The sequence below is a fragment of the Lysinibacillus sp. FSL M8-0216 genome (assembly GCF_038595555.1).
Taxonomy (GTDB): domain Bacteria; phylum Bacillota; class Bacilli; order Bacillales_A; family Planococcaceae; genus Lysinibacillus; species Lysinibacillus fusiformis.
Genome location: NZ_CP152007.1, coordinates 2,614,726 through 2,636,965 on the forward strand (window position 1 = coordinate 2,614,726; position 22,240 = coordinate 2,636,965).

The following is a 22,240-nucleotide window of genomic DNA, read 5'->3' on the forward strand; positions in this document are numbered from 1 at the left end:
CTTTATCCAATGCCCAAATACTTGCGTTTTAGTTCTTCATTATCAATAAGTTCCTTCATATTGCCTGAATGTACAGTTCTGCCATCATCAATCAATGTATAAGTATCACCGATTCGGCTAGCCATCATAAAGTTTTGTTCCACAAGAACAATGGACGTCTTCTTTTTCATTTCCACAATGGCTTCCATCACCTTTTCAACGACTATTGGTGCTAGCCCTTTCGACGGTTCATCAATCAAAATTAACGGACTATCATTGATAAAAGCTCTTGCCATTGACAGCATTTGCTTTTGGCCACCTGATAAATGGCCGCCAGCCTTCTTCCAAAACTTCTTTAAGTCTGGAAAAAGCTCAAGCACATATTGCTGTCGCTCTACCGTCGCTGTATCCTCCTTACGCATCGCTACCTTCATATTCTCCTCTACCGATAAATCAGCAAAAATCCCTTGATTTTCTGGAACATAGCCTATCCCTAATTTGGCCACCTTGTAAGTAGGACTTTTTTTAATAGAGTGGGAGCGAAAGGCGATTTCTCCCTTTGTGGCAGGTGTTAAGCCCATAATCGTTTTCAGCGTTGTCGTTTTACCTGCACCATTCCGACCTAGCAATACTGTCACCTGCCCCTCCTTCGCTTCAAAATTTACGCCCTGTAAGATGTGATATTGTCCGATATGCGTATGAACCTCATTTAGTGTCAGTAAGGTGTTCATCGTACAATCCCCCCAAATATGCATGTTGTACGGTGTCATTATTCATGATTTCCTCAGGTGATCCATCTGCTAATAATTGACCATTAAACAACACCATTATCGAATCCGATAAATCTAAAATCATATCCATTTTGTGTTCAATAAGCAAAATGGTCTTATTTCCCTGCTGTTTTATTGTGCGAATCACTTCTAAAATGGTTGGTACTTCCTCTAAAGACATGCCAGCAGTTGGTTCATCCAGTAACAGAATTTCCGTATCTAACGCAAGCAGCATAGCAATCTCAAGCTTCCTTTTCTCCCCATGTGAAAGCATCGTTGTAAGGGCGTCGCGTTTATTATCTAGTAACACAAGTGCTAATAGCTCTTCTGCTTTTTCAGTGATCGCCTTATAGCTTTTATAGTGCCGAAATAGCTGATAACGGATTTTCTCCTTAGACTGCACAGCTAAACGAATATTTTCGAAAACCGTTAAGTTTGGAAAAACATTCGTAATTTGAAAGGATCGACCTAAACCCATACGTGTTCTTTCAATGGCCGACTTTTGTGCCAATGATTGCCCCTTAAAATAAACATCACCCGCAGTTGGCTTTAATTCACCACTAATTAAATTAAAGAATGTTGTTTTACCCGCACCATTCGGTCCAATAATGGACTTCAGATGCTTTTCAGGCATTTGAAAATTGACACCATCCACCGCTGTATGCCCACCAAAACGGATTGTTAAATTATCAGTGTGTAATATAGGCTCCATCTCTACTCCCTTCCCTTCTACTAGTTATGTAGAGAGACAGAATTTCTGCCTCCCATATGCTAATTCATAACAGGTGGGGCTGTTTCCTCAGGACTCAGCTCACGAATAAGGACTGGTACTGGGTAATCCACACCTTCTTGATTTTCTAATCGAATGGAATACATAGATTGAAGGGCTTGGTGATCCTCTTCACGGAAGGTCATCGTGCCTTTCGGTGTCTCAAATGACATGCCTTCCATCACATCAATTAGCTTATTGGCATCGGCATCCCCATCCGATTTCTTCAATGCCTCTACAATCGAAATAGCTGCGGACATACCTCCAGGTGTAAATAAATCCGGTACCTCATTGAAACGTTTTTGATGCTCCTCCACTAACCATTTATTCACATCATTTTGAGGTAACGTATGATAGTACACGGAGAAGCCTTCCATACCAACTAATGGATTCATAAATTGAAGCGCAATAATATCAGGCGCACCCGTAGAAATTTTAATGCCTTTTTCTTGAATTTTAAGATCAGCAATTTGATTCCAAGGAGAATTTGCCCCTGCCCATACGACAAATAAATAATCTGGCTTAGCATCCATCACCTTTTGCAGATTCGACGTAAAGTCTGTTGCGGCTGGATCTGCATACTCCTCTAGCACAATTTCTGCTCCCAACTTCTCTGCAGCTGTCTTAAATGCATTCACACCGTCCCAGCCAAATGAATAATCTGGCGCAAACGTTGCAATCTTCACACCATCTCCCGCAATAGCTGCCGCCGCAGCATACGCATCCTGTGATGAATTACGTCCTGTACGGAAAATATATTCATTAAATTCTGACCCTGTAATACTATCTGCTACCGCAGGCTCCACGACCATAATTTTTTCATACTCCTCTGCAAGTGGAAGGACAGCCAACGTATCACCAGAGCTTGACGAACCTACTAGAAAATCAACCTGATCATCCTCTAATAGCTTTGTGGCCTTTTGTACAGCCACCTCAGGCTTTGTCTCCGTATCCTCATAAATAATCTCAATTTTTTTCCCATTGACCTCCATCGTACCCCCAGTGGCATACTCTATCCCTAAATCAAATCCACGCTGCGTTTGTTTTCCATAAGACTCAAGTGCCCCTGTTAACGAAGCAAGCACCCCAATCCTAATCGTTTCCCCTTCCGCCGTAACAGCCTTCGTCTCACCATCAGTAGTATCTGCATCCGCAGCCTCTTCCTTCGTATCTTTTTCGCTACAAGCCACCAACAACACAGCTACCATCACTAAAAGAAACCAAAACCAATGCTTCCTCATCCCATATCCCCCTTCAAAATTCTCTCCAAAGAAAGCGCTTTCGTTGCTATGACCTCACTATATAAAAGACCAGTTACAAATTAGTTACAAAAAATGATCCGGCCAAGAGGAACGGATCATTTTTCTGTCCCGAAAGTGAAGTGAAACGCAACGGCAGGGACAAAACGGGTTTTAACGAAAAGTGCAGAGTATTTTTCTGTCCCGAAGGTGAAGCATAGCGTAACGGCAGGGACAAAACAGGTTTTTATCTGCACGAAAAGTGCAGAGTATTTTTCTGTCCCGAAAGTGAAGCATAGCGCAACGGCAGGTCAAAACTCACCTCTAAATTAAAAAGCGTGTGAAATTTTACAATCAGTAAAATTTCACACGCTTTGCCGTACAATTACAAGAAAGGGATATCGCTTCTGCCACCCACCATTTAGTCGAAAATAATCCATAGATATCCTTCTAGAAATTGTATTAAGTAATCTTCGGACAACTCCAAAGATTACTTTTTATAATGACTACTTTATTCATGCAAAAAGACCCTTTCAAAAGTAGAAAGAGTCTTTTATAGAAAAATGTTGAAATTAGCGTTTTGAGAACTGAGGTACACGACGAGCGCCACGTTCTAAATTCAAACCGATAAAAAAAGAAGACAAAAACGTTGAAAGTACAACATTTTTGTCTTTTATATTTTGGAGCTATTCTTTCGATACTCCCGACTGCATACTGTAATTTCTAATGAGCATACCATTGGATTTCATCATTCCAAATTTCTCATATAAAGGAACTAAGTCATCGTCACAACATAGATCAATCATGTATATATATTGAAGCTCAATGAGCATTCTATTGATTAATTCCTTGCCAATACCTTTACTTTTATAGGCAGGAAGCACTTCAAGAAATGGTATATAGGCAGATAGAACTCCATCACTAATGGCTGTTATAAATCCAACTATTTGATTGGATTGTTCATCAAGAGCCATAACGACTTTGCTGCTATTTTCCAACAGCTTTAGATGTGTTTGTGGGCTTGGTGGGTTCGGCCAATCGACAAAAAAGCCCTTTAACATATCAGATGAAATATCCTCTAGATTGTTTTTATATAGTAACAAATACTAGCTCCCCCATTCATTTAGCATATCCTATCGATAGTTTACTAGCCATTTGTTGACCGCCTCAAACATCGATTTAGCTTGTAGGTACCTATTTTGACCATTCCTGTTTTAATACGCTATACAATAATGAATCTCGCCAAACATCATCCTTCATTAACAAGTTTTCGCGCAGAATCCCTTCTTTTGTCATTCCTATTTTTTCTAACACTTTGGATGATCCAATATTTCTTGGGTCGCATGTTGCATAGATGCGGTGGAGGTTTAATGTTTCAAAACCGAAAGTTATGACTAACTTAGCACTTTCCGTAGCTATGCCTTTTCCCCAGTATTCAGGGTTTACGATGTACCCAATTTCTCCAACCTTGTTTGTAAAATCCCTCATCATGAGCTCTACCGCACCTATTAGCTTTCCTTGATAAATAATGGCAAACACATATCTTTCTCTTGGCGTCAGCTTTGCTTCTTTCAGTACATCATGAATAAACTCTTTAGAATCCTCCTCAGTATTCGGCCCCCAGATTTGATACTGACAGACAATTTCTTGTGAGGCATATTGATGAACATCTGCCCAGTCATGTTCCATGAATTCTCGTAAAATGACCATGTCACTTGCTAGTATTAAGTCATTATTTTTAATCATTTTGATTATGCCTCCCTTGTTCTGCCTCTACTCGATTCAACCATTCACTCATTAAATTGGTAAACAACTCAGGTTGTTCAATTTGCAAATTATGACCAGCGATATCTACTATTGCGAAGGTTGCTCTAGGGAATTTTTTTAAAATCGCAAAGGCATCCTCATAACCAACAACGGAATCCTGTTTGCCTAATAGGAAGATGGATGGTTTAGCAAAGGACTGTTCATCCACAGCAAAAGAGAAGCTGTAACTTTGCTGAATTTTTTCTAAAAATGCATGATCTGCTATACTACATCCTACTAGAACCTCTGCTGTATATCGCTTCCAATTATAAGCATTCAGAACAACTTGATTCGACTGAAAATCTACTAGCTCCTGCTGGCTTAATGTTGATAAAAAGGCATAATCTGATGTCACAACACAATGTTCTGGCACTGTACGTTGCTCCTTCTCTGGAATAATAAGAGGACAAATAAAGGCAGCCCCTAAAAGCCGCTCAGCTGACTTTCGCATAATTCCACGCGCTAAATAGCCCCCATAAGATTCACCCACCAGCAAGTAGGGTTCATCGGGAATCAGTGCTTGTATAAATTCATTGACCACTTCTAACATTTCATCTGAGTTTTGAATCGATGAATAGTTCGTAGTCTTACCCATCCCAGGAAGGTCAAAATAGATACGTTTCCACCCCTCTTGCTCTAAAAAAACCGGCTCCATACACCCCTTCATTAACCGATGATCAGGCGTAAAACCGTGTAGCATAATAATAGGTATTCCTGTTCCGATTATTTCATAGTAAATATTCGCTTTACTAGTCTGACAAAATGGCATTGTTGTACCTCCGAATATATGGTCTAAAATAAAGTTTTCTTTCACATTTGAATCATGAGTCCCCCACACTGAGTAAGCTTTTTTTGCCAACATTCTCTACCCCATAATCAAATCATAAACAGCCATTGTTGATTCCATTGGAGTAGTGTTCAATTCCTGCTGTAATTGTTGGACGCATTTTTCATACCATTTCAAGGCTAGTGAACGGTTTTGAAGTTGGTAATGACTATACATGAGCAGACGATACCCTTCCTCCCATAACGGGTCCTCTCGAACCATCCTCTCTGCGTAGCCAATAGTCTTTTTATACTGTTGCTGTCTTGTAGCGTTTTGAGCTAGGCGTTCAAGTACCTCAATATATAAATACTGTAGTTTTTCGCGATCCTGTGTCAGCCAGTCTAGTTGTTTTTTTTCCGCATATAATGCGTCCGTATAACTCGCTAGAGCTAATTGTAGCCATTCATTGGACAGCTCTGGATCAAATTCCTCCATGCCTAAATGGAAGTAATAATGAAAGCGTTCTACGTCAATTTGAAGAAAAGAGATATGCTGTAACTGATACATATTATTTTTCCGCTGAATAAAAAGGCTATCCTGTCTGGCATGTCGTTGTGGTTCCAGTACTTTTAGTAACGTATTCAAAACCACTTTAAAATCCCGATCCAAGGACTCAACGCTCCGTTCAGGCCATAATGCTTGTGCAATTTCTTCCTTCGGTGTAAAGCGATGACGATGACAATACAAATACACGAATAACTCCTTTGCCTTATCACGCTGCCACTCTTTATCTTCAAGCTTTCGTTGTCCCCTTATTAGGCTTACGCTCCCGAAAAGTTGGAGCTGAATTTCGTCATGCGAGTAGCTCATACTATCTTCCGCCTGTAAAAATTGTCGCAGCCCAACGATGGCTGCATGCTCTTCACTACCGCATTGTTGACTGTATTGTAATAGCTCATAAAAAATCATTTGATTGCTTGGGCCAAGGATCATTTTCTTTTGCAGAAAATAATGATAGCCATTTGTCATGCACAATTGGGCGAACTGTTGAAATGAAGATTGAAATTGTTCGATTGACTTCTCTTGAAAGGCAATCACGGATTGATAAAATAAAACATGCATCAGCCCATTACAATCACCACATTCTTGAAACAGTTGCTGGGCTTTTATTAACAACTCCTTCGCCTGTGCCGTTTCATGCTGGGAAACATTGATTTTCACCTCTGCTAGGAGAATTAGCGCCGTCATCCAAGCATCTTGGACCTGTTCCGTTTCCTGTAAGCCAAGCGCTAAATATTTCTTAGCAGCTTCCATATCCCCTAGCATATGTTTGACGATGGCCAGTCCCATATATGGTTCTGCCTTAACCCGTGAGATGTTAATCGTATTCATTAATGTCAATGCTTTTTCATAGGCATGACAAGCCCCTTGATAATCTGGGTACTCCATTAATAACAAAGCATGTGCTTTTCGAATATAGCCAACAGCCTCAATGAAGACAGACTTTTCGCGTAAACCTCTCTGAATACCGTGCTGGGCCGCATACCAAGCATCCTTTCCTTCCCCTAACAATGTATAGACAAAAGCTGCTAACAATTCACTTTCACGATGAGTTGCGACGAGCTGAGGTGGTAATTCAAGCCGTTTTCCTAATAATTCTTTTGCCTCTTGCAACTGCCCTGTGCGCAGTAAGACACGTACATCGACATTGGCTCGTTGTACAACATCCTCTGGTAAAGCCACATTATCGATAAATAATTGTGCCCCCTTTGCCTTCCCTAAGTTTACTAAATTTTCAGCGTATTGACGTTGGAGCTCTACTAATTCTGTCTTCGGTAAGGGAGTATATTTGGCGAGCTCTAAAGCTTTTTCTAAATGAGGTTCTGCCAATGCTGGTTGAATTGTGTCTAAATAGATATGGGCTAATCCTGCTTGTGCTTTTGTCACATAAACATCATCCCGCTGCCGCTGTGCAATGGTTGCACATTTCTCATAGGATTGCTTAGCTTTTTCATAAAAAGCACGGTAGCGATGGCATTCTCCCTCAAAATAATATAATTTATAAAACTTTGTTTTTTCTTGTACGGTAAAGCGATTGATTTTTTCTAACAACCATTCGAATTGACCAGCTCGAATTAATGGCTCTGCATGGAGCTGTAAGAGCTCTCCGCAAAAATTGGGATCATTCGTTTTAAAGGCATGATAAAGGGCAGCTTGAACATTATGTTGATCCACATAAAACAACGCTGCTTGTTGATGAAGGTCATTATATTGATGCGGATACTGTTGCCATTTTATTTCTAAAAAACGACTAAACAACGAGTGGAATCGATAAATGCCATCTGTTGTAGCGGGCTGAATAAATACGTGGCGTTGCGTGAATGGATTCAACATTTGTGCAAGTTCAGAGCCATAAAAATCCTCTAATAATTTTGCTGAAAAGTTTGGAAAAATCGCCAATTTTAAGATGACCTCTTGTTCAGTGAATGTCATCGTACTATAAACTTCTTCCGACAAATAGCGGAAGAGATCATTTGTCGGGATGGTTAGCCAATGATCTAAGGGAGCATGATGCCATTGCTCTGCTAGTAAAGAAATGCTAATAGCCCAACCTTCTGTCATTTCCAAAATCTTTGCGACTTCAGAGCTTGATAAATGCACATCTACATATTCTTCAAAAAATACAGCAATCTCCTCGTTTGAAAATGCTAGCTCCTTCTCTGTGATAACAAGTAATCTTTTTTGTAGCTTTAATTTCCTCGTAATATCCCAATTAGGTAATGTTCTAGAGGCGATAATGAAATGAACAGTTGGCGGCGCAAACTCAATGATTTTCTCCATTAAATAATTTATGTGAAATACATGATCGACGAGATGATAGTCATCTATAACAATTAGGAGCGGCTCATCCATGTTACATAAGCAATTGACAAACAGCTTATACCAGCGATTGAGCTCCTCCATTTTCGGAAAGCGAGATAATTGGTCCCATGTATCAAATGTCTGACCAAAATTAGGCACAATTCGTTGTACACTGAAAAAAAGATGCGTCAAAAAGGGTAAAATCGTATCATCTTCATCAGAAATACTGTACCAGGAAAATCGTCGAGATTCGTGGTACAGAAATTGAGTGAGGGTGGTCGTCTTGCCATACCCTGCCCCACTATGAATAAGTGTGCATGTATGCTGATGACTTTTTTTTAATGTTCTCATCAGTGACGCTCGATTAATACAATGATTGGATGGATTTGGTGCTATACATTTGGATTGTATGATAATATCTGTCATGGAAACGATAACCTCCGTTTGTGTAAGGTTACAAAAATTCAGATTATTAAATTATTGACAGTTTACCATATTTTTATAGCTTTGATGGAAATAAATAAAAAACCCGACTATCAAATAATGATAATCGGGCTTTTGTTCTATGATTATAGTAATTCTTTACGTAATTCAGCAGCTGATTTTGGTGAAAGCAGACTGAATGGGATATCAAATACTGTTTTCGCCCCTTTATCACCAGCTTGGCTTAGACGGTGTGCTGCACGTGCATAAGCGACTAAAACACTAGACGTGAAGTTTGGATTACTTTCTAATTTTAATGAGAATTCAAGAATTTGTTTATCGTTTGCACCACTATCACCACTGCGGATCACAAAACCACCATGTGGCATACCTGTGTGGTTTGCTGTAAATTCTTCTTCAGAAATGAAGTTTACAGTTGTATTATATTCATCGAAGTAGTTAGGCATTGTCACAATTTCTTGTTCTACTTTTGCCGCATCTGCGCCGTCTTCTAGTACAACCCAGCATTCACGAGCATGTTTCTCACGTGTTGTTAGCTCTGGATTTTCACCGTTACGTACACGATCTACTGCTTCTTTAATTGGTAAAGTGTATTGCACAGCATTTTTAACGCCTTCAATACGACGAACTGCATCCGAGTGACCTTGACTTAGACCATCTCCCCAGAAAGTATACGTTGTACCAACTGGTAATACAGATTCACCTAATAGACGATTTAATGAGAATAAACCTGGATCCCAACCAACTGAGATGACAGATACTTTGCCAGACTTTTGAGCTGCTGCATCAACCGCATCGAAAAATTCAGGAATTTTCGCATGTGTATCGAAGCTATCAATTGTATTAAACCATTGAGCAAAATGTGGACCTTGCTCTGGTAAATCTGTTGCTGAGCCCCCACATAAAATCATAACATCAATGTCATTTTGGAATTTTTCAGCGTCCTCTACTAAATATACGCTCGCACTGCTAGCTACGTTTACTGTTGAAGGGTCTCGACGTGTGAACACCGCTACTACTTCCATATCTGGATTTTGTGATATAGCATACTCCACACCACGACCTAAATTTCCATAACCAACAATACCTACTCGAATTGCACTCATTAAAATTCCTCCTCACGATTACGCGACTTTGTGAAAACCTTCACGTTAAATCTAACTACAATAATACTTCGTGTTAGAAAAATTCACAATAGTTTGAGTATGAGTTTTTTTGAAAGAATATATATCAGTTTTCTATGATTTTTATCCAATGATGGTATGAATACGGTTACAAATTACTAAATATTCCATGAACCTTTAAGTTTTCGTTAAAGCCTTGTAAATGACGGCTATTTTTCGAACCAGTCTTGTACAATAAATGTAACGACAAAAGGGGGCATGTTGAATGAAAAGTACTGGTTACTCATTAAGCACAACAACGGCACAAGGAGAACTACTTGCATTCCATATGACACAAAATTCTGTGGATCACAACAGTGAAGCGATTCAAACTGTAAGGAAACCGCTTGAAAGTTTTTCACCAAACAAACATTTATGTATCGGTGTTCTACCTTTTGACGTTTCGGAAGACACCTTAGACAAATCCATCCAAAAAAACAGGGTTAATGAAGTCGACTTTTATAATAGCGGTAAGGAAATTGCTCGCTGGCTCATAAAAAAAAGCGAATACAACAAATCTAGCCATGACTTCTTAACTTGAAGTCTGAAGAACAGTATTATCGAGTCTAGATCATGCTCCTCCTAATTTTAATTCCCCAACTACTGAATCTCCTGAGCCAATTGTGCGAGGCGTTTTTCATCAATAATATGGTAGCCAGTCTTGCGTTTCTCCAAAATTTTCTCCTCACAAAACTGAGCCAATACATATAATAAATGGCGATAGGAAACCCCTAAATACTCACAGATTTCTGTATGTTTTTCCTTATAGACACCCTGATCAGCCGATAATTGAATAAATGCTGCTAAACGACTTTCAAAAGGATATGCCTGATTTTGTGTATATTTGGAGGTCATTTTTGTTGCCTTTTCCCCTAAAAATACGCAAAGTCGGCGTAAAAATAATACATCAGCAAGTAACTTTTCCTTACATGACTGAGTAATGGAGTAACAAATTGTCTTCGTTACTGTTTGAATTCCCTTCGTATATCTTGCCTCATTTAACAATTCAATTTCTCCCATAAATAAAGGCCCCTCTAAATATTCGATAAGCGAAACCTTGCCATTCTTATGCGTCATATAAAGCTTCGCCTTGCCTTCAATCATGTAATACAATGTTTCTGGAAAGGAGCCTTCCTGGAAAATCCATTCTCCTTTATCAAATTCACAAACTTCTAAATAGGGATCAATATCAAATGAGAAAAAGTCATGGATCGGATATTTTTCGAGATAATGGGTGCGATTTTCTGCTGTTAGAATATGCATTTTTTACTCTCTCCTCTGAAAAATATGAGATATCTCACATTATTGTAGCGATGAACGTGCTATTATTCAACATAGTTAAATGGAGGTACGGTAAATTTATGAATAATCAACGATGGCTTTCTCAAAATTTCTTTACATTTTTTATTACTTGGGGCATATTCTTACCCTACTGGACAGGGTGGCTTGTGGATGCTAAACATCTGACTGTGTCGCAGGCAAGCGTTGTAATGGGCTGTGGGTTACTCGCCCGTGCCACGTCTAATCTTTTCTTCTTCCCTACGCTTGCTAAATATGTAAATAATAAACGACTCATTACCATTTTAGCAGTCGGTGCTCTTCTGACAGCACTGCTGTACATACCTAGTTCAGGCTTTAGTGCATTATTAGTTGTAACTATTTTATTTAGTATTTTTTACCCAGCACTGTTACCAGCTGTAGAAAGTAGTGCCGCAACTCTTGTCCAATATGGCAACATTCATTATGGTAAAAGCCGCTCCTATGGTTCCTTTGGCTTTGTTATTGCCGTATTAATTATTAGTATGCTAACAGGAGTATTCGGTAAAAACATTATCTTTTGGAGCATGATCATTGGTTTAATTGGCATGTTGCTTATGCAGCTATTCGCTACACCAAAGGAATTGCTACTTGTACCGACAAAAGAGCAACGTGCAAAATCATTGTCCATGAAAACACTATGGAATATTAAAGGCTTCCCTATTGTCTTATTCATTGTTATTTTATTGCAAGGTGCACATGCCTCCTATTATAGCTACGGTTATATATACTTGGAAGACTTACATGTAGATCCATTTTATATGGGCATGATTATTAACATCGCGGTTATTTGTGAAATTTTATACTTTATGAAGGCCGATACATTATTTACGAAATGGCGTTCTTCTTCTTTATTACTGTTAGCAGCTAGCGGGTCTTCTCTTCGTTGGTTACTAATATTTATATTCCCAAATGTTTGGGTATTTATTGCCTCTCAAACTTTGCATGCGTTCTCCTTTGCTCTGGCACATTTTGCTTTTATTCGTTATCTAACGCAAACCCTACCAAAGGAGCAAATTCCAAACGCACAGGGTATATATTCTGCATTAGCGATGGGGTTAAGCACAGCCATCCTGACATTTTTGGGAGGCTATTTATACGAAATATCGCCTGGTTTGTCCTTTGCAGCTATGTTAATTTGTACCGTTCCAGCCATCGCTATATTGCTCATGACACGTAGCAAATATCAATATTAATTTAAAACGCAGGTGAGAATTACTTCACCTGCGTTTTTCATTTCGGATAATAGGAAAATCCAGGATATTTCACCACAGGCCACTTTTCTTTTCTTAGCGCTTGTATTAGCTCCGGACCAACGTGTAGATTGCTTTGTACCAGTTCGATTGGTGTTAGCGCCATCCATTGATTTAAAGAGACGTCCTGGAAACGGTCACTTTTAAACATTTCTAAAAACCATAATGGCTCCGTACCCGTATTTTCAATATAGTGACCGGTCGCAAACGGCACATAGCCGACATCTCCTGCACGATAATCGAATGTTCGTGCAGTTCCATCCCCAGTGAATACCGTCATACGCCCTTTTCCTTGTAGATAATATTGCCATTCATCATTATTCGGATGCCAATGCAGCTCCCGCATTGCCCCAGGCTCAATTTCCACTAATGCTGCCGCAATATTTTTAGAGATTGGGAAATTGGTCGAATCAACAATACGGACACTGCCACCTGGTGTTTTCAAGGGTGGCTGAGCTAGCAAACGGTGCTTAAAGGTTTGTGGCACCTTACCATAGGGAGATTGAATTTTTTGCGAGTCAATCGATCCAGGAACATTGTCTTGATAAATATACACCTGTTCACTCGGAATATCGTCAAAGGCACTAATCGGTACACCAAAGTTCGCTGACAGCACTTCCTTTGGCGTATGAGCAAACCAATCTGAAATTGAAAGTGTATTGAGATCAGAGAAATTCCCATCATCAAAGACTAATAAAAATTCACAGCCACCCGCTAATCCTTGTATGGAATGAGGAATTCCTGGTGGAAAATACCACAAATCCCCTGGACCTACATCCGCAATAATGTTACAGCCATTTTGATCGACTGCCGTAATACGCGCGTGCCCCAATAGCATATAAGACCACTCTGCCTGCTGATGCCAGTGTAGCTCACGTACGCCCCCCGGTGTCAAACTCATATTAACACCTGCCATTGTTGTCGCAATTGGTAATTCACGGACCGTAATTTCGCGCGACCAGCCCCCTTGATTCAAGGTCATATGCGTGTCTGAAAATGAAAATCGTAGGTTTGGAATCAAACCTGCATCTGTTGTCGGCGGCACCAGCATATCAGGATTTTCTAAATCTCGCATAATATCGCGTGGCCCTTTATCTATGCCTCCTGCCCCATCACTACGCATAGGCTGAGGCACCTGAAAATAACCTGACGACATATTTTCCAATTATTCACCTCTTTATGTTAGAAATCGAACTAAAATGCTATGATTCTCTAAAATGTATGGGTATACAGCTTGGATTATGCACTTTACTTTCAGGGACGGTTTTCACCTATTATTTCGTTTCACTGATTTTGAATTCAACTCTTACTTTTTGCAAACTGTGCAGCCATCATGTACGTGCGTTACAAAATATCCGTAGCCTCCATCACACATTCATGCAAAATTTCTAAGCCTTCCTCCAATTCCTCGTAGGTTGCATAGGCATAGGATAATCGAATATGATGCTGATCCTGAAGATCGTAAATATAGCCTGGGTTAATTAAAACACGACGCTGTAATAGCTTGAGAAAGAAATCCTTATCGATAACAGGCTTGTGGAACTTAAGCCAAATGTAAAAGCCTCCCTTTGGCTTATGCCAGTCAGCCACCCCTCTAAATTTTTCCTGTAAAATTCGTTCTGTAAAATCAGCACGATTCTGTAATTGTTGACGTAAACGTATTAAATGTTTTTCATATTTTCCTGACCGTAGCCAATGCAGCACAATTTCTTGTGAAATAGCACTGGAGCCATAGTCTGTTTGCATTTTTATATCCGCTAATCGTTCAATAACTGTCGTTGGTCCAATTAGCCACCCAATGCGTAATCCAGGGCTTAAGGTTTTCGAGACACTACCAATATAAAGAACCTGTCCACTACTATCCATTGCCTTTATCGGTGGTAATGAGTCCTCAAAAAGCAATTCATGGTAAACATCATCCTCAATTATAGGAATGCGTTCTGCTTGGCAAACCTCATAGAGCTGCTTTTTTTCCAATGATGTCCATACATAGTTAGTTGGATTATGCAAGGTAGGAATGGCATAAAACACGGCTTGTTTTTTTCGCTTCCTTTGAGACAGCGTCTGAGCAAGCTGTTCATCACGTTGTATCCCAATCATTTGCATTCCAACTGATTGAAAAGGATGAACAGAATTCAAATAGGAGGTTGGTTCCTGAAAGACGATGGACCCTTGCTCTAATAAACCAACGGCAATTAGCTGTAAAGCTTGTAGTGCGCCAGAGACAATACAAACGTTCTGAGGCTCCGCTTCAATCCCTCGTTTCTTTACATAATCACAAATAGCTGCCCGGAGTTCGTCATTGCCCTGTGGGGATGAGTAGCCTAATGTTTTGGGCTGCAATGAAAGCTCCCTTAGGGAAGCTTCCATTTCCTCTGTTGGTAACAGACTCGGTGCTAGTTCTCCTGTTCCTAATCGAATCACATCATCTCGCTGCTCATATTCGTTAATTAATTGGATCGTATGGTAATTTGGCTTATGCAGGCTCGTTTCAATATAGTTTTGCCAGTTTGGCTGTGTTTGTTGAAGGAGAGCATGCCAGGAATTGCTTGTGACATAAACTCCTGAGCCTACCGTTGCTTCAAGGACGCCCATCGCCTTTAGTTCCTCTAAAGCCTGTTGAACTGTACTGCGATTCACGCCAAATTGCATGGCCAACTGTCTTTGAGTAGGTAGTTTGGTCCCTGCTGCCCAATCACCTCTTTCGACTTGTGCTGTTACCCATTGAACAATTTGTTGCTGTAATGTGCTGTCACTTTGTCTATTTGGCTGCCAGCTCATGGTCATCACCTTCCATTTAAAATTGGGTGGATAAAAAACCATCCAATTGGTCGTTTTCTTTTAGTTATACCATAGCTAAAATGAATAAAGAAAGGAGGGATTAATCGTTGGAAGCATTTTTTCATGGCATCATTTTAGCATTCGGTCTTATTTTGCCATTAGGTGTACAAAATGTTTTTGTTTTTTCACAAGGTGCTACACAGTCAACTATATGGCGCGCTCTGCCAGCAAGTGTGACAGCTGCTATTTGCGACACAATGTTAATTTTACTGGCGGTTTTTGGTCTATCATTAATCGTCCTACAATTTGACTGGTTACGTATTACCTTGATGTCGATTGGTATATTGTTCTTACTTTATATGGGCTATACGATTTGGCGCTCTAGTCCAGCAACTGCCGATCCGAGTGAAGCACTTCCCGTAAAAAAACAAATTCTTTTCGCACTTTCTGTGTCACTTCTGAATCCACATGCCATATTAGATACGATTGGGGTCATTGGCACAAGTGCCTTAAAATATAGTGGTACAGAGCAAATCATATTCACTACGGCATGTGTCCTCATTTCTTGGCTATGGTTTTTCGGCCTTACTTTAACCGGAGCCTCTTTCCAAAAGCTCGATAGCTCTGGTAATCTGATGAGTATTTTTAATAAATGCTCAGCCATTTTTATTTGGGCAACAGCTTGTTATCTCGCTTTTGGCTTCCTGTAACCTACATAGAAAATGCTCAGGATTTCTCCTGAGCATTTCTTTTATAAGGAGACAAAAACCATGAGCTTTTCATCAAATAGCTCTGTTTCTGCCGATCTCCCCTCTGTCCGTTCTTCACCATAATGTATGGATTTGACTAATACATTGGCTTGTAATAACGCTTCATGCTGCTGAATGATGGAAAGTACCTCTTCACTACCGCGAAAGGCAATCGATATATATTGTTCAACAGACAGCTGCCACTTTTTACGAGAATCTTGGATGAACCGAATTAATTCTCGCATTTGCCCCTCTTGTAGCAAACTCTCGGTTAGTTGAACATTCATCAATACACGGCAAGTGCTATCTTCAGCTAAAATATAGTGGTCTTTCACAATCGCTTCAGCTATGACATGGCTTGATAACAAGTTTAGCTGCTGCCCTTCTAACATGATTGGTAATTCCGCATTTCGCTGTAGCTGTTCTTTCTCTTGATCCGTTAACGTCATCATATACGACTTTACTTGATTGACCTTTGAACCAAATGCGGCACCAGCTGTTTTAAAATTAAGCTTATATTGGATGCTTTCATATGCAGAGAAATCATGTGTCCATTTGCAAGCTTTCATGTTTAATTCCTCTTGAATTAGCTCGCTATAGGCTTGATAATCAGTCAGCTCTCCAGATATAGCAACAATAAGCTCACTTAAGGGCTGTTTAACCTTCATCCCCTGACTATTACGAATACTCCTGCCAAGCTCTACAACTGTTAAAACCGTAGCCATTTCTTGTTCAAGCTGGTGATTCACTAGTTTTTCGTCGTAGATTGGATAGTCTTCTATATGCACACTCTTGCCTGTTAATTGTCGGTAAATATCCTCTGTGATAAAGGGTGTGAATGGTGCAAGTAATCGGCAAATGTTCGTTAAAACCTCATAAAGGGTACTAAATGCGCCCCGTTTATCCGCTGTCAGCCCATGTGCCCAAAATCTGGCACGGGATCGACGAATGTACCAATTACTTAGCTCTTCCATTAATTGTGCAATTTCCCTAGTTGCATGTGTAAATTGATATTCATCCATAGCAGTTGTCACAAGCTGGATTGTATGATGCAATCGGGACAATATCCACTGATCTAAAGGTGTTCGTGTACCAGTATTTGTAGCATCATACGTAAATTCATCAATGTTGGCATAGAGCTGATAAAACTGAAAGGTATTTTCCAATGTATCCACTAGCTTTGATTTAGCATCAACCACAATCTTTTTGGAAAAACGCTTTGGATTCCAAGGCGAGCTATCAACTAAAAACGCCCAACGTAATGCATCTGCTCCATATTGCTCTATTAGCTCTACAGGCTCTAAAGCATTGCCTTTACTTTTTGACATCTTTTGTCCATGTTCATCTAACACATGCCCTAATGATAACACCTGTTTATAAGCTGGCTTTCCTGTGAATAACGTCGATACCGCTAATAAGCTATAGAAAAAACCTCGAGTTTGGTCGATCCCCTCAATTACAACATCTGCTGGAAACTGATTGTGAAAAGTTTTAACATCTTCGAAAGGATAATGTTGCTGAGCAAAAGGCATTGAGCCGCTGTCAAACCATACATCAATTACCTCTGGTGTACGCGTCATATCCCCTTGACAAGTAGGACAAATACAAACAATTTCATCAATAAATGGTTTATGAAGCTCGATTTGTTGTTCGACATCTCCCTTGGCTAATTTTCTTAACGTTGCGATACTGTTGGGAGCCTCCTCATGCCCACAATCCTGACAAATCCAGACATTCAACGGTGTACCCCAATAGCGGTTACGGCTTATATTCCAATCCACTATATTTTCTAGAAAATGGCCAAATCGACCGTCCTTAATATGATTAGGATACCAAGTCACTTGCTGATTGTTTTGTAATAACTGCTCTTTTAAAGCGGTCATTTTGATAAACCAGCTGTCCGTTGCATAGTACAATAATGGAGAATCACATCGCCAGCAATGCGGGTAGCTATGCTCATATTTTTCTTTACTAAATAAGAGCTCCTTTTTCGCAAGCATTTTTATAATGTCCACATCACAATCTTTCACAAAGCGTCCGACTAGCTCTGGCACCTCTTCTGTGTAACAGCCTTTCAGATCCACTACATTGACAAAGGACAAGCCATGCTGTTGAACTGTTTTATAATCGTCCTCCCCATACGCTGGAGCAATATGCACAATCCCTGTACCGCTATTCTCAGTGACATAATCAGCCATCACGACAACATGACCTGGATGAACAGTTACATATGAAAATAATGGTTGATACGACACACCAGCAAATTCCTGCCCAGTATGCTCACTTAAAATTTCCACAGCTTCAGTGAAAACCTTTGATACCAATGATTTGGCTAGAATAAACACTTGATCCCCTTGCTTTACACGTACATATTGTAGAGATGGATTCATCGCCAATGCCACATTAGCAGGTAATGTCCATGGTGTTGTTGTCCAGCCTAAGAAGTATTCATCACGATCAGCAAGCTTAAACATGGCTGTGACAGATAAATCTTTCACATCCTTATAGCCCTGTGCTACTTCATGTGAGCTTAAGGATGTTTGACAACTCGGGCAATATGGTGAAACTCGATGCCCTTTATATAAAAGTTGTTCCTTATGAACATGGCTTAAAATATGCCACACTGATTCTATATAGTCATTACTTAATGTGAGATATGGATCATCCATATCCAGCCAATAGCCAAGCTGCTCTGTAAAGGAACGCCATTTCTGTTCGTAGGTAAAAACACTATTTTTACACGCTTGAATAAAACGCTCCACTCCATAATTCTCAATCTCCTGCTTCCCTGATATACCTAATGCCTTTTCTACACCTAGTTCTACAGGTAAACCATGTGTATCCCAGCCTGCTTTTCGTTCAACTAAATACCCTTGCATGGTTTTAAAGCGGGCCACTACATCTTTAATCGTTCTACCAAAGGCATGCCCGACATGTGGTAAACCATTTGCTGTTGGTGGTCCCTCATAAAATACAAAGGGTTGCTGTCCAGCTCGATTTGTGACGGAAGTTAAAAACGTTCCCTCTTGCTCCCACAATGCCCGTATCCGAGTTTCTCGTTCAAGCGTCGTTTCCTTCTTTTGTTCTGCTTTCATTTTATTTCCTCCTATACAATATTATTTTGTATAAAAGGCATACAAAAAACCCCGTCCCAAGGAAAGGGACGGGGTTAACCGCGAATACCACCCTAATTCTATTGACATCTTAGTCAATAGCACTCAGCAACGTACTATCATACGTGTTCTTTTTAACGGTAGACACCCGAGTTAGCTTACTATTTTCAGCCAACCTTCTCAGAGAGGATTTTCATGTAACACCTGCACACCGACTTCCACCAAATGTCGGCTCTCTGTAGAACAAAATGAAACATTACTTTTTCTCATCAACGAATTTGTATGCTTTTATTGTCACTCATCTTATCAAATTACCAATTGTCTGTCAACGGTGGACAATCTTAATTAATTTCATTTAGACAAGTGACAATGCTTTGATGTAAAGATGCATATTGAGCTTGGTGATTCGTTTGAATAAAAAAGCTCTTTAGCAATATTTTACAATTAAACCTTACAATATAAAAATTCGCTTCATCCAATTGGTCTTTTAATGTCGATAAGGTTGCTGGCATTTGCTGTATTAATTGGACGACTTCATTTTGTGCTAATCCTCGCTCCAACATCGCAAAAATGGGCACTAACAGCCTTTCATCCTCATCATGGATAAAGATATAATGAGGCTGTAAATACATGGACCATAAGGCATGTAACATATCATCATAGGCAGTTTTCTTTATTTTAGGATTTTTCACAAGTTCATCCATCGCATCTGATACATGTGCCACACTATGCGCCCATCCCTTGCCAGGTACAAAGCCCCTTACATCCATTTCAGCTTTTACATAGTTCAGTAACTTTGTTTGACCTTCCTCTATGCTGTCCTGCGATAAAAAGTTATCCTTTAAATCCCTTGCTAATATAAGCGCTACTAATAAAGTCGTAAAGGAACGAGTAAAGACCCCATCTGATTCCTCTTCCTCAATACCATTCAGTAATAAATGATCCAAACAATAATGCCATAGCTTAGTCAAGCAACGATGATCCAGCAGATTTTTTTCTAGTATCCATTCATAGAAGCTACTATAAATATAAGTATCTCTTAGTTCACTATCAGTAGAGCCGATATGGGCTAGCATAGACTGTAAAAGCTGTTCTTGATTCACTTGTTCCCATGCTGTTTGACCTTGTTTTATTGCGCTTAGCTTATCCTTTAAATCCCCTGCTATCAATATATTCTGTATCAATTGTCAGACTCCCCTTTGTTCATTATTGTTATGTTCTCACTGTAGAGCCCATCTAACTTCCAACCATCGTAAAAACGGACATATGTAAATTCCTTTTGCCAATTGTCCATGTGCACTATTACCTTGCTACGCCAAGGTAATGTGGAAGCAACTATTTTCCCCTTGCGAACCTCAGCTATATCATCTGCTACACCCAGAAGTGTGGAAGGCGCAATTGTGTGGTGCATCAAATAATCCTGACGATCTGGATTTGACTCAATCTCCGCCATTACCTGTCGATGAAAAGCAATAACCTGGTGATTTGCCTGAAATAGTGAATAGACTAGAGTACCACCGAATAGAACCATGAAGGACCCTACAATAAGTACATATTTCTTCTTCAAACCTATGTAAAAAGCCCAATTCTTTTCTTTATTGAATAAATGAATATACATTGCAATACTTAAGGGCCACAAAAATAGTAACTGCCAACATAGGACTACCCAAAACAATTCTCCAAACAAAACAAAATATCGAATGCCTAAGTAATTGAAAATCCATAATGGCATCGACCAACGCCAAGTGGATTCTTCCTGTGGCTTACTTTTCAAATAAATGAGTAGGAGTGGCAGGCTTAGGAAAAAAGCAGTCGCATTGTCCAATAGAGCAAATATCAACTCATCAAACCTTTCACTAGAAAATTATTACAACTATTGTAACTGAATCCAGCAAAGAAGAAAAGCTTGGCTACAAACAAAAAAGAGCCTGCTATTTAAAACAGACTCACTTATTGAAAATTGTTAGTCGATACTGCTTTGCCAATCGTCTCGCTATAGGGCACTTCCACTCAATCACCTTTTCAAAACAGCCGATGTCTCATGAAGCTTACATATTATCGTTAAGACCCGTAAAAGGTGTGATCACCTTTTTTTCATTTGAAGATAATACGATATTCGTGGAGGGTGTACCATAGGGCATGGTCGCATCAATAAATTGCTCTAATGTTTCTACTGAATAGGTTGCTAGTTTAACAATATAGCTAATCTCCCCTGCTACACGATAACATTCAAGAACATCCGGGTGACTATTACAAAAAGCAGATAGGCTTTTACAATCGATGGATTTAAATAAAATAATCGCCTGAATGGTACGTTCCATTTTTTTGATGTTCACTTTAGCGTGATATCCTTCAATCACACCTTGTTCCTCGAGTTTTTTGACGCGTTCAATTACAGCAGGAGAAGATAAATGAACGATAGCGGCTAATTCCTTCATTGAGATTTTGGCATTCTGCTGTAACTGCTGTAAAATTTGAGTATCAATTTGATCCACCACTAATCACCTTTCTTAATCAATTTTTTTTCATATAATTCCTGTTTTAATAAAGAGATTTATCTAAAATACATTATACAGCTTCTGTTATCGGTTGGCTTCTTTGATTACAATAAAAGCATAAAGGAGGCAGAAACAAATGAAAAAAATAATGTTACTTTTAGCAAATGGCTTTGAGGCCGTGGAAGCAAGTGTTTTTACAGATGTACTAGGTTGGAATAAATGGGAGGGTGATGGATCAACAGAGGTTGTCACTGTAGGATTACATACACAGCTTCAATGCACTTGGAATTTTAAGGTCGCTCCTGAAAAATTACTCCATGACATTGATTTAGCAGAATTTGATGCTTTGGCTATCCCAGGTGGCTTTGAGGAAGCGGACTTTTATGAGGATGCCTTTAGCGAGGAATTTCAAGCGGTTGTTCGGCATTTTCATGAACAGCAAAAGCCAATTGCAACGATCTGTGTAGCTTCCTTAATATTGGGACATAGTGGTATACTCCACAATCGTCAGGCAACAACCTATAACCATCCAACTAGTAAACGATTAGCACAGTTAGAAAGCTACGGTGCGATTATTGTCAACGAGCGAATTGTGCAAACAGATCATATTATTACTTCCTCCAACCCAGGAACAGCCTTTGATGTAGCCTTTCGCTTACTAGAAACACTGACATCTACCACCAATACAGCAAGAGTAAAAGACCTAATGGGTTTTCATTAATTGATAAAAAA

19 protein-coding genes and 1 other annotated feature are annotated in these 22,240 nt (G+C 39.6%); of the genes, 4 read left to right on the plus strand and 15 right to left on the minus strand.

The features are described from left to right. Window positions 1-2: 2 nt before the first annotated feature. The 8 genes from MKX57_RS12765 to MKX57_RS12800 form a co-directional block, all read right to left on the minus strand. Complete coding sequence (locus tag MKX57_RS12765) at window positions 3-710, minus strand: ABC transporter ATP-binding protein (RefSeq protein ID WP_008178717.1); 708 nt, start codon at window positions 708-710, stop codon at window positions 3-5. Then, window positions 685-1,461, minus strand: coding sequence for an ABC transporter ATP-binding protein (locus tag MKX57_RS12770; protein ID WP_342529438.1), 777 nt, complete (start codon window positions 1,459-1,461; stop codon window positions 685-687). The genes MKX57_RS12765 and MKX57_RS12770 overlap by 26 nt, the downstream gene beginning before the upstream one ends. Window positions 1,462-1,520: 59 nt before the next feature. Continuing rightward, a complete protein-coding gene (locus MKX57_RS12775) occupies window positions 1,521-2,759 on the minus strand; it encodes a substrate-binding domain-containing protein (RefSeq protein WP_342529440.1) in 1,239 nt (412 codons plus the stop codon). Between the two features lie 683 nt (window positions 2,760-3,442). Beyond that, a complete protein-coding gene (locus tag MKX57_RS12780; RefSeq protein ID WP_008178710.1) occupies window positions 3,443-3,859 on the minus strand; it encodes a GNAT family N-acetyltransferase in 417 nt (138 codons plus the stop codon). 91 nt (window positions 3,860-3,950) lie between these two features. Further along, window positions 3,951-4,502, minus strand: a complete 552-nt coding sequence (locus MKX57_RS12785; RefSeq protein ID WP_107922619.1) for a GNAT family N-acetyltransferase — start codon at window positions 4,500-4,502, stop codon at window positions 3,951-3,953. Then, window positions 4,495-5,331 carry an alpha/beta hydrolase gene (locus tag MKX57_RS12790; RefSeq protein WP_089987391.1) on the minus strand — a complete coding sequence of 279 codons (837 nt, stop codon included), beginning with the start codon at window positions 5,329-5,331 and terminating at the stop codon, window positions 4,495-4,497. Before MKX57_RS12790 ends, MKX57_RS12785 begins: the two co-directional genes overlap by 8 nt. Before the next feature lie 96 nt (window positions 5,332-5,427). Continuing rightward, window positions 5,428-8,616, minus strand: a complete 3,189-nt coding sequence (locus MKX57_RS12795) for a BTAD domain-containing putative transcriptional regulator (RefSeq protein WP_342550333.1) — start codon at window positions 8,614-8,616, stop codon at window positions 5,428-5,430. Between the two features lie 143 nt (window positions 8,617-8,759). Next, window positions 8,760-9,740 (minus strand): diaminopimelate dehydrogenase, encoded by a 981-nt coding sequence (locus MKX57_RS12800; RefSeq protein ID WP_090002701.1) that lies wholly within the window; start codon window positions 9,738-9,740, stop codon window positions 8,760-8,762. A gap of 283 nt (window positions 9,741-10,023) precedes the next feature. Between MKX57_RS12800 and MKX57_RS12805 the strand changes: the two genes are divergently transcribed. After that, a complete protein-coding gene (locus MKX57_RS12805; protein WP_008178700.1) occupies window positions 10,024-10,338 on the plus strand; it encodes a hypothetical protein in 315 nt (104 codons plus the stop codon). 59 nt (window positions 10,339-10,397) lie between these two features. Here the strand turns inward: MKX57_RS12805 and yeiL are convergent, their stop codons facing one another. After that, window positions 10,398-11,060: a transcriptional regulator YeiL gene (gene yeiL / locus MKX57_RS12810; RefSeq protein WP_008178698.1), complete on the minus strand. Its 663-nt coding sequence runs from the start codon at window positions 11,058-11,060 to the stop codon at window positions 10,398-10,400. A 98-nt stretch (window positions 11,061-11,158) separates the two neighbouring features. Between yeiL and MKX57_RS12815 the strand changes: the two genes are divergently transcribed. Then, window positions 11,159-12,310, plus strand: coding sequence for an MFS transporter (locus MKX57_RS12815; RefSeq protein ID WP_089987383.1), 1,152 nt, complete (start codon window positions 11,159-11,161; stop codon window positions 12,308-12,310). A gap of 37 nt (window positions 12,311-12,347) precedes the next feature. Here the strand turns inward: MKX57_RS12815 and MKX57_RS12820 are convergent, their stop codons facing one another. Together MKX57_RS12820 and MKX57_RS12825 are read right to left on the minus strand one after the other, a co-directional pair. Beyond that, the gene (locus MKX57_RS12820; RefSeq protein ID WP_342551127.1) at window positions 12,348-13,523 is read right to left on the minus strand and encodes an oxalate decarboxylase family bicupin; all 1,176 of its coding nucleotides are present in this window, start codon (window positions 13,521-13,523) and stop codon (window positions 12,348-12,350) included. 188 nt (window positions 13,524-13,711) lie between these two features. After that, on the minus strand, window positions 13,712-15,148 hold the full coding sequence (locus MKX57_RS12825) for a PLP-dependent aminotransferase family protein (RefSeq protein WP_043990508.1): 1,437 nt from the start codon (window positions 15,146-15,148) through the stop codon (window positions 13,712-13,714). A 107-nt stretch (window positions 15,149-15,255) separates the two neighbouring features. Between MKX57_RS12825 and MKX57_RS12830 the strand changes: the two genes are divergently transcribed. Then, complete coding sequence (locus MKX57_RS12830; RefSeq protein ID WP_342550334.1) at window positions 15,256-15,858, plus strand: LysE/ArgO family amino acid transporter; 603 nt, start codon at window positions 15,256-15,258, stop codon at window positions 15,856-15,858. 41 nt (window positions 15,859-15,899) lie between these two features. On the opposite strand, the gene ileS is transcribed toward MKX57_RS12830, so the two are convergent. From ileS to MKX57_RS12850, 4 genes are all read right to left on the minus strand, one after another. After that, a complete protein-coding gene (gene ileS / locus MKX57_RS12835) occupies window positions 15,900-18,992 on the minus strand; it encodes an isoleucine--tRNA ligase (protein WP_342550335.1) in 3,093 nt (1,030 codons plus the stop codon). A 61-nt stretch (window positions 18,993-19,053) separates the two neighbouring features. Further along, window positions 19,054-19,292 (minus strand) — a binding site (T-box leader). Window positions 19,293-19,351: 59 nt separating this feature from the next. Continuing rightward, window positions 19,352-20,194 carry a DUF2785 domain-containing protein gene (locus MKX57_RS12840; RefSeq protein WP_342550336.1) on the minus strand — a complete coding sequence of 281 codons (843 nt, stop codon included), beginning with the start codon at window positions 20,192-20,194 and terminating at the stop codon, window positions 19,352-19,354. Next, window positions 20,191-20,541: a hypothetical protein gene (locus MKX57_RS12845; protein ID WP_237068879.1), complete on the minus strand. Its 351-nt coding sequence runs from the start codon at window positions 20,539-20,541 to the stop codon at window positions 20,191-20,193. Before MKX57_RS12845 ends, MKX57_RS12840 begins: the two co-directional genes overlap by 4 nt. 517 nt (window positions 20,542-21,058) lie before the next feature. Continuing rightward, window positions 21,059-21,505, minus strand: a complete 447-nt coding sequence (locus MKX57_RS12850) for an Lrp/AsnC family transcriptional regulator (RefSeq protein WP_036148580.1) — start codon at window positions 21,503-21,505, stop codon at window positions 21,059-21,061. A gap of 139 nt (window positions 21,506-21,644) precedes the next feature. On the opposite strand from MKX57_RS12850, the gene MKX57_RS12855 reads away from it, so the two are divergent. Continuing rightward, window positions 21,645-22,229 carry a DJ-1/PfpI family protein gene (locus tag MKX57_RS12855; RefSeq protein WP_171364931.1) on the plus strand — a complete coding sequence of 195 codons (585 nt, stop codon included), beginning with the start codon at window positions 21,645-21,647 and terminating at the stop codon, window positions 22,227-22,229. The last annotated feature ends 11 nt before the right edge of the window (window positions 22,230-22,240 follow it).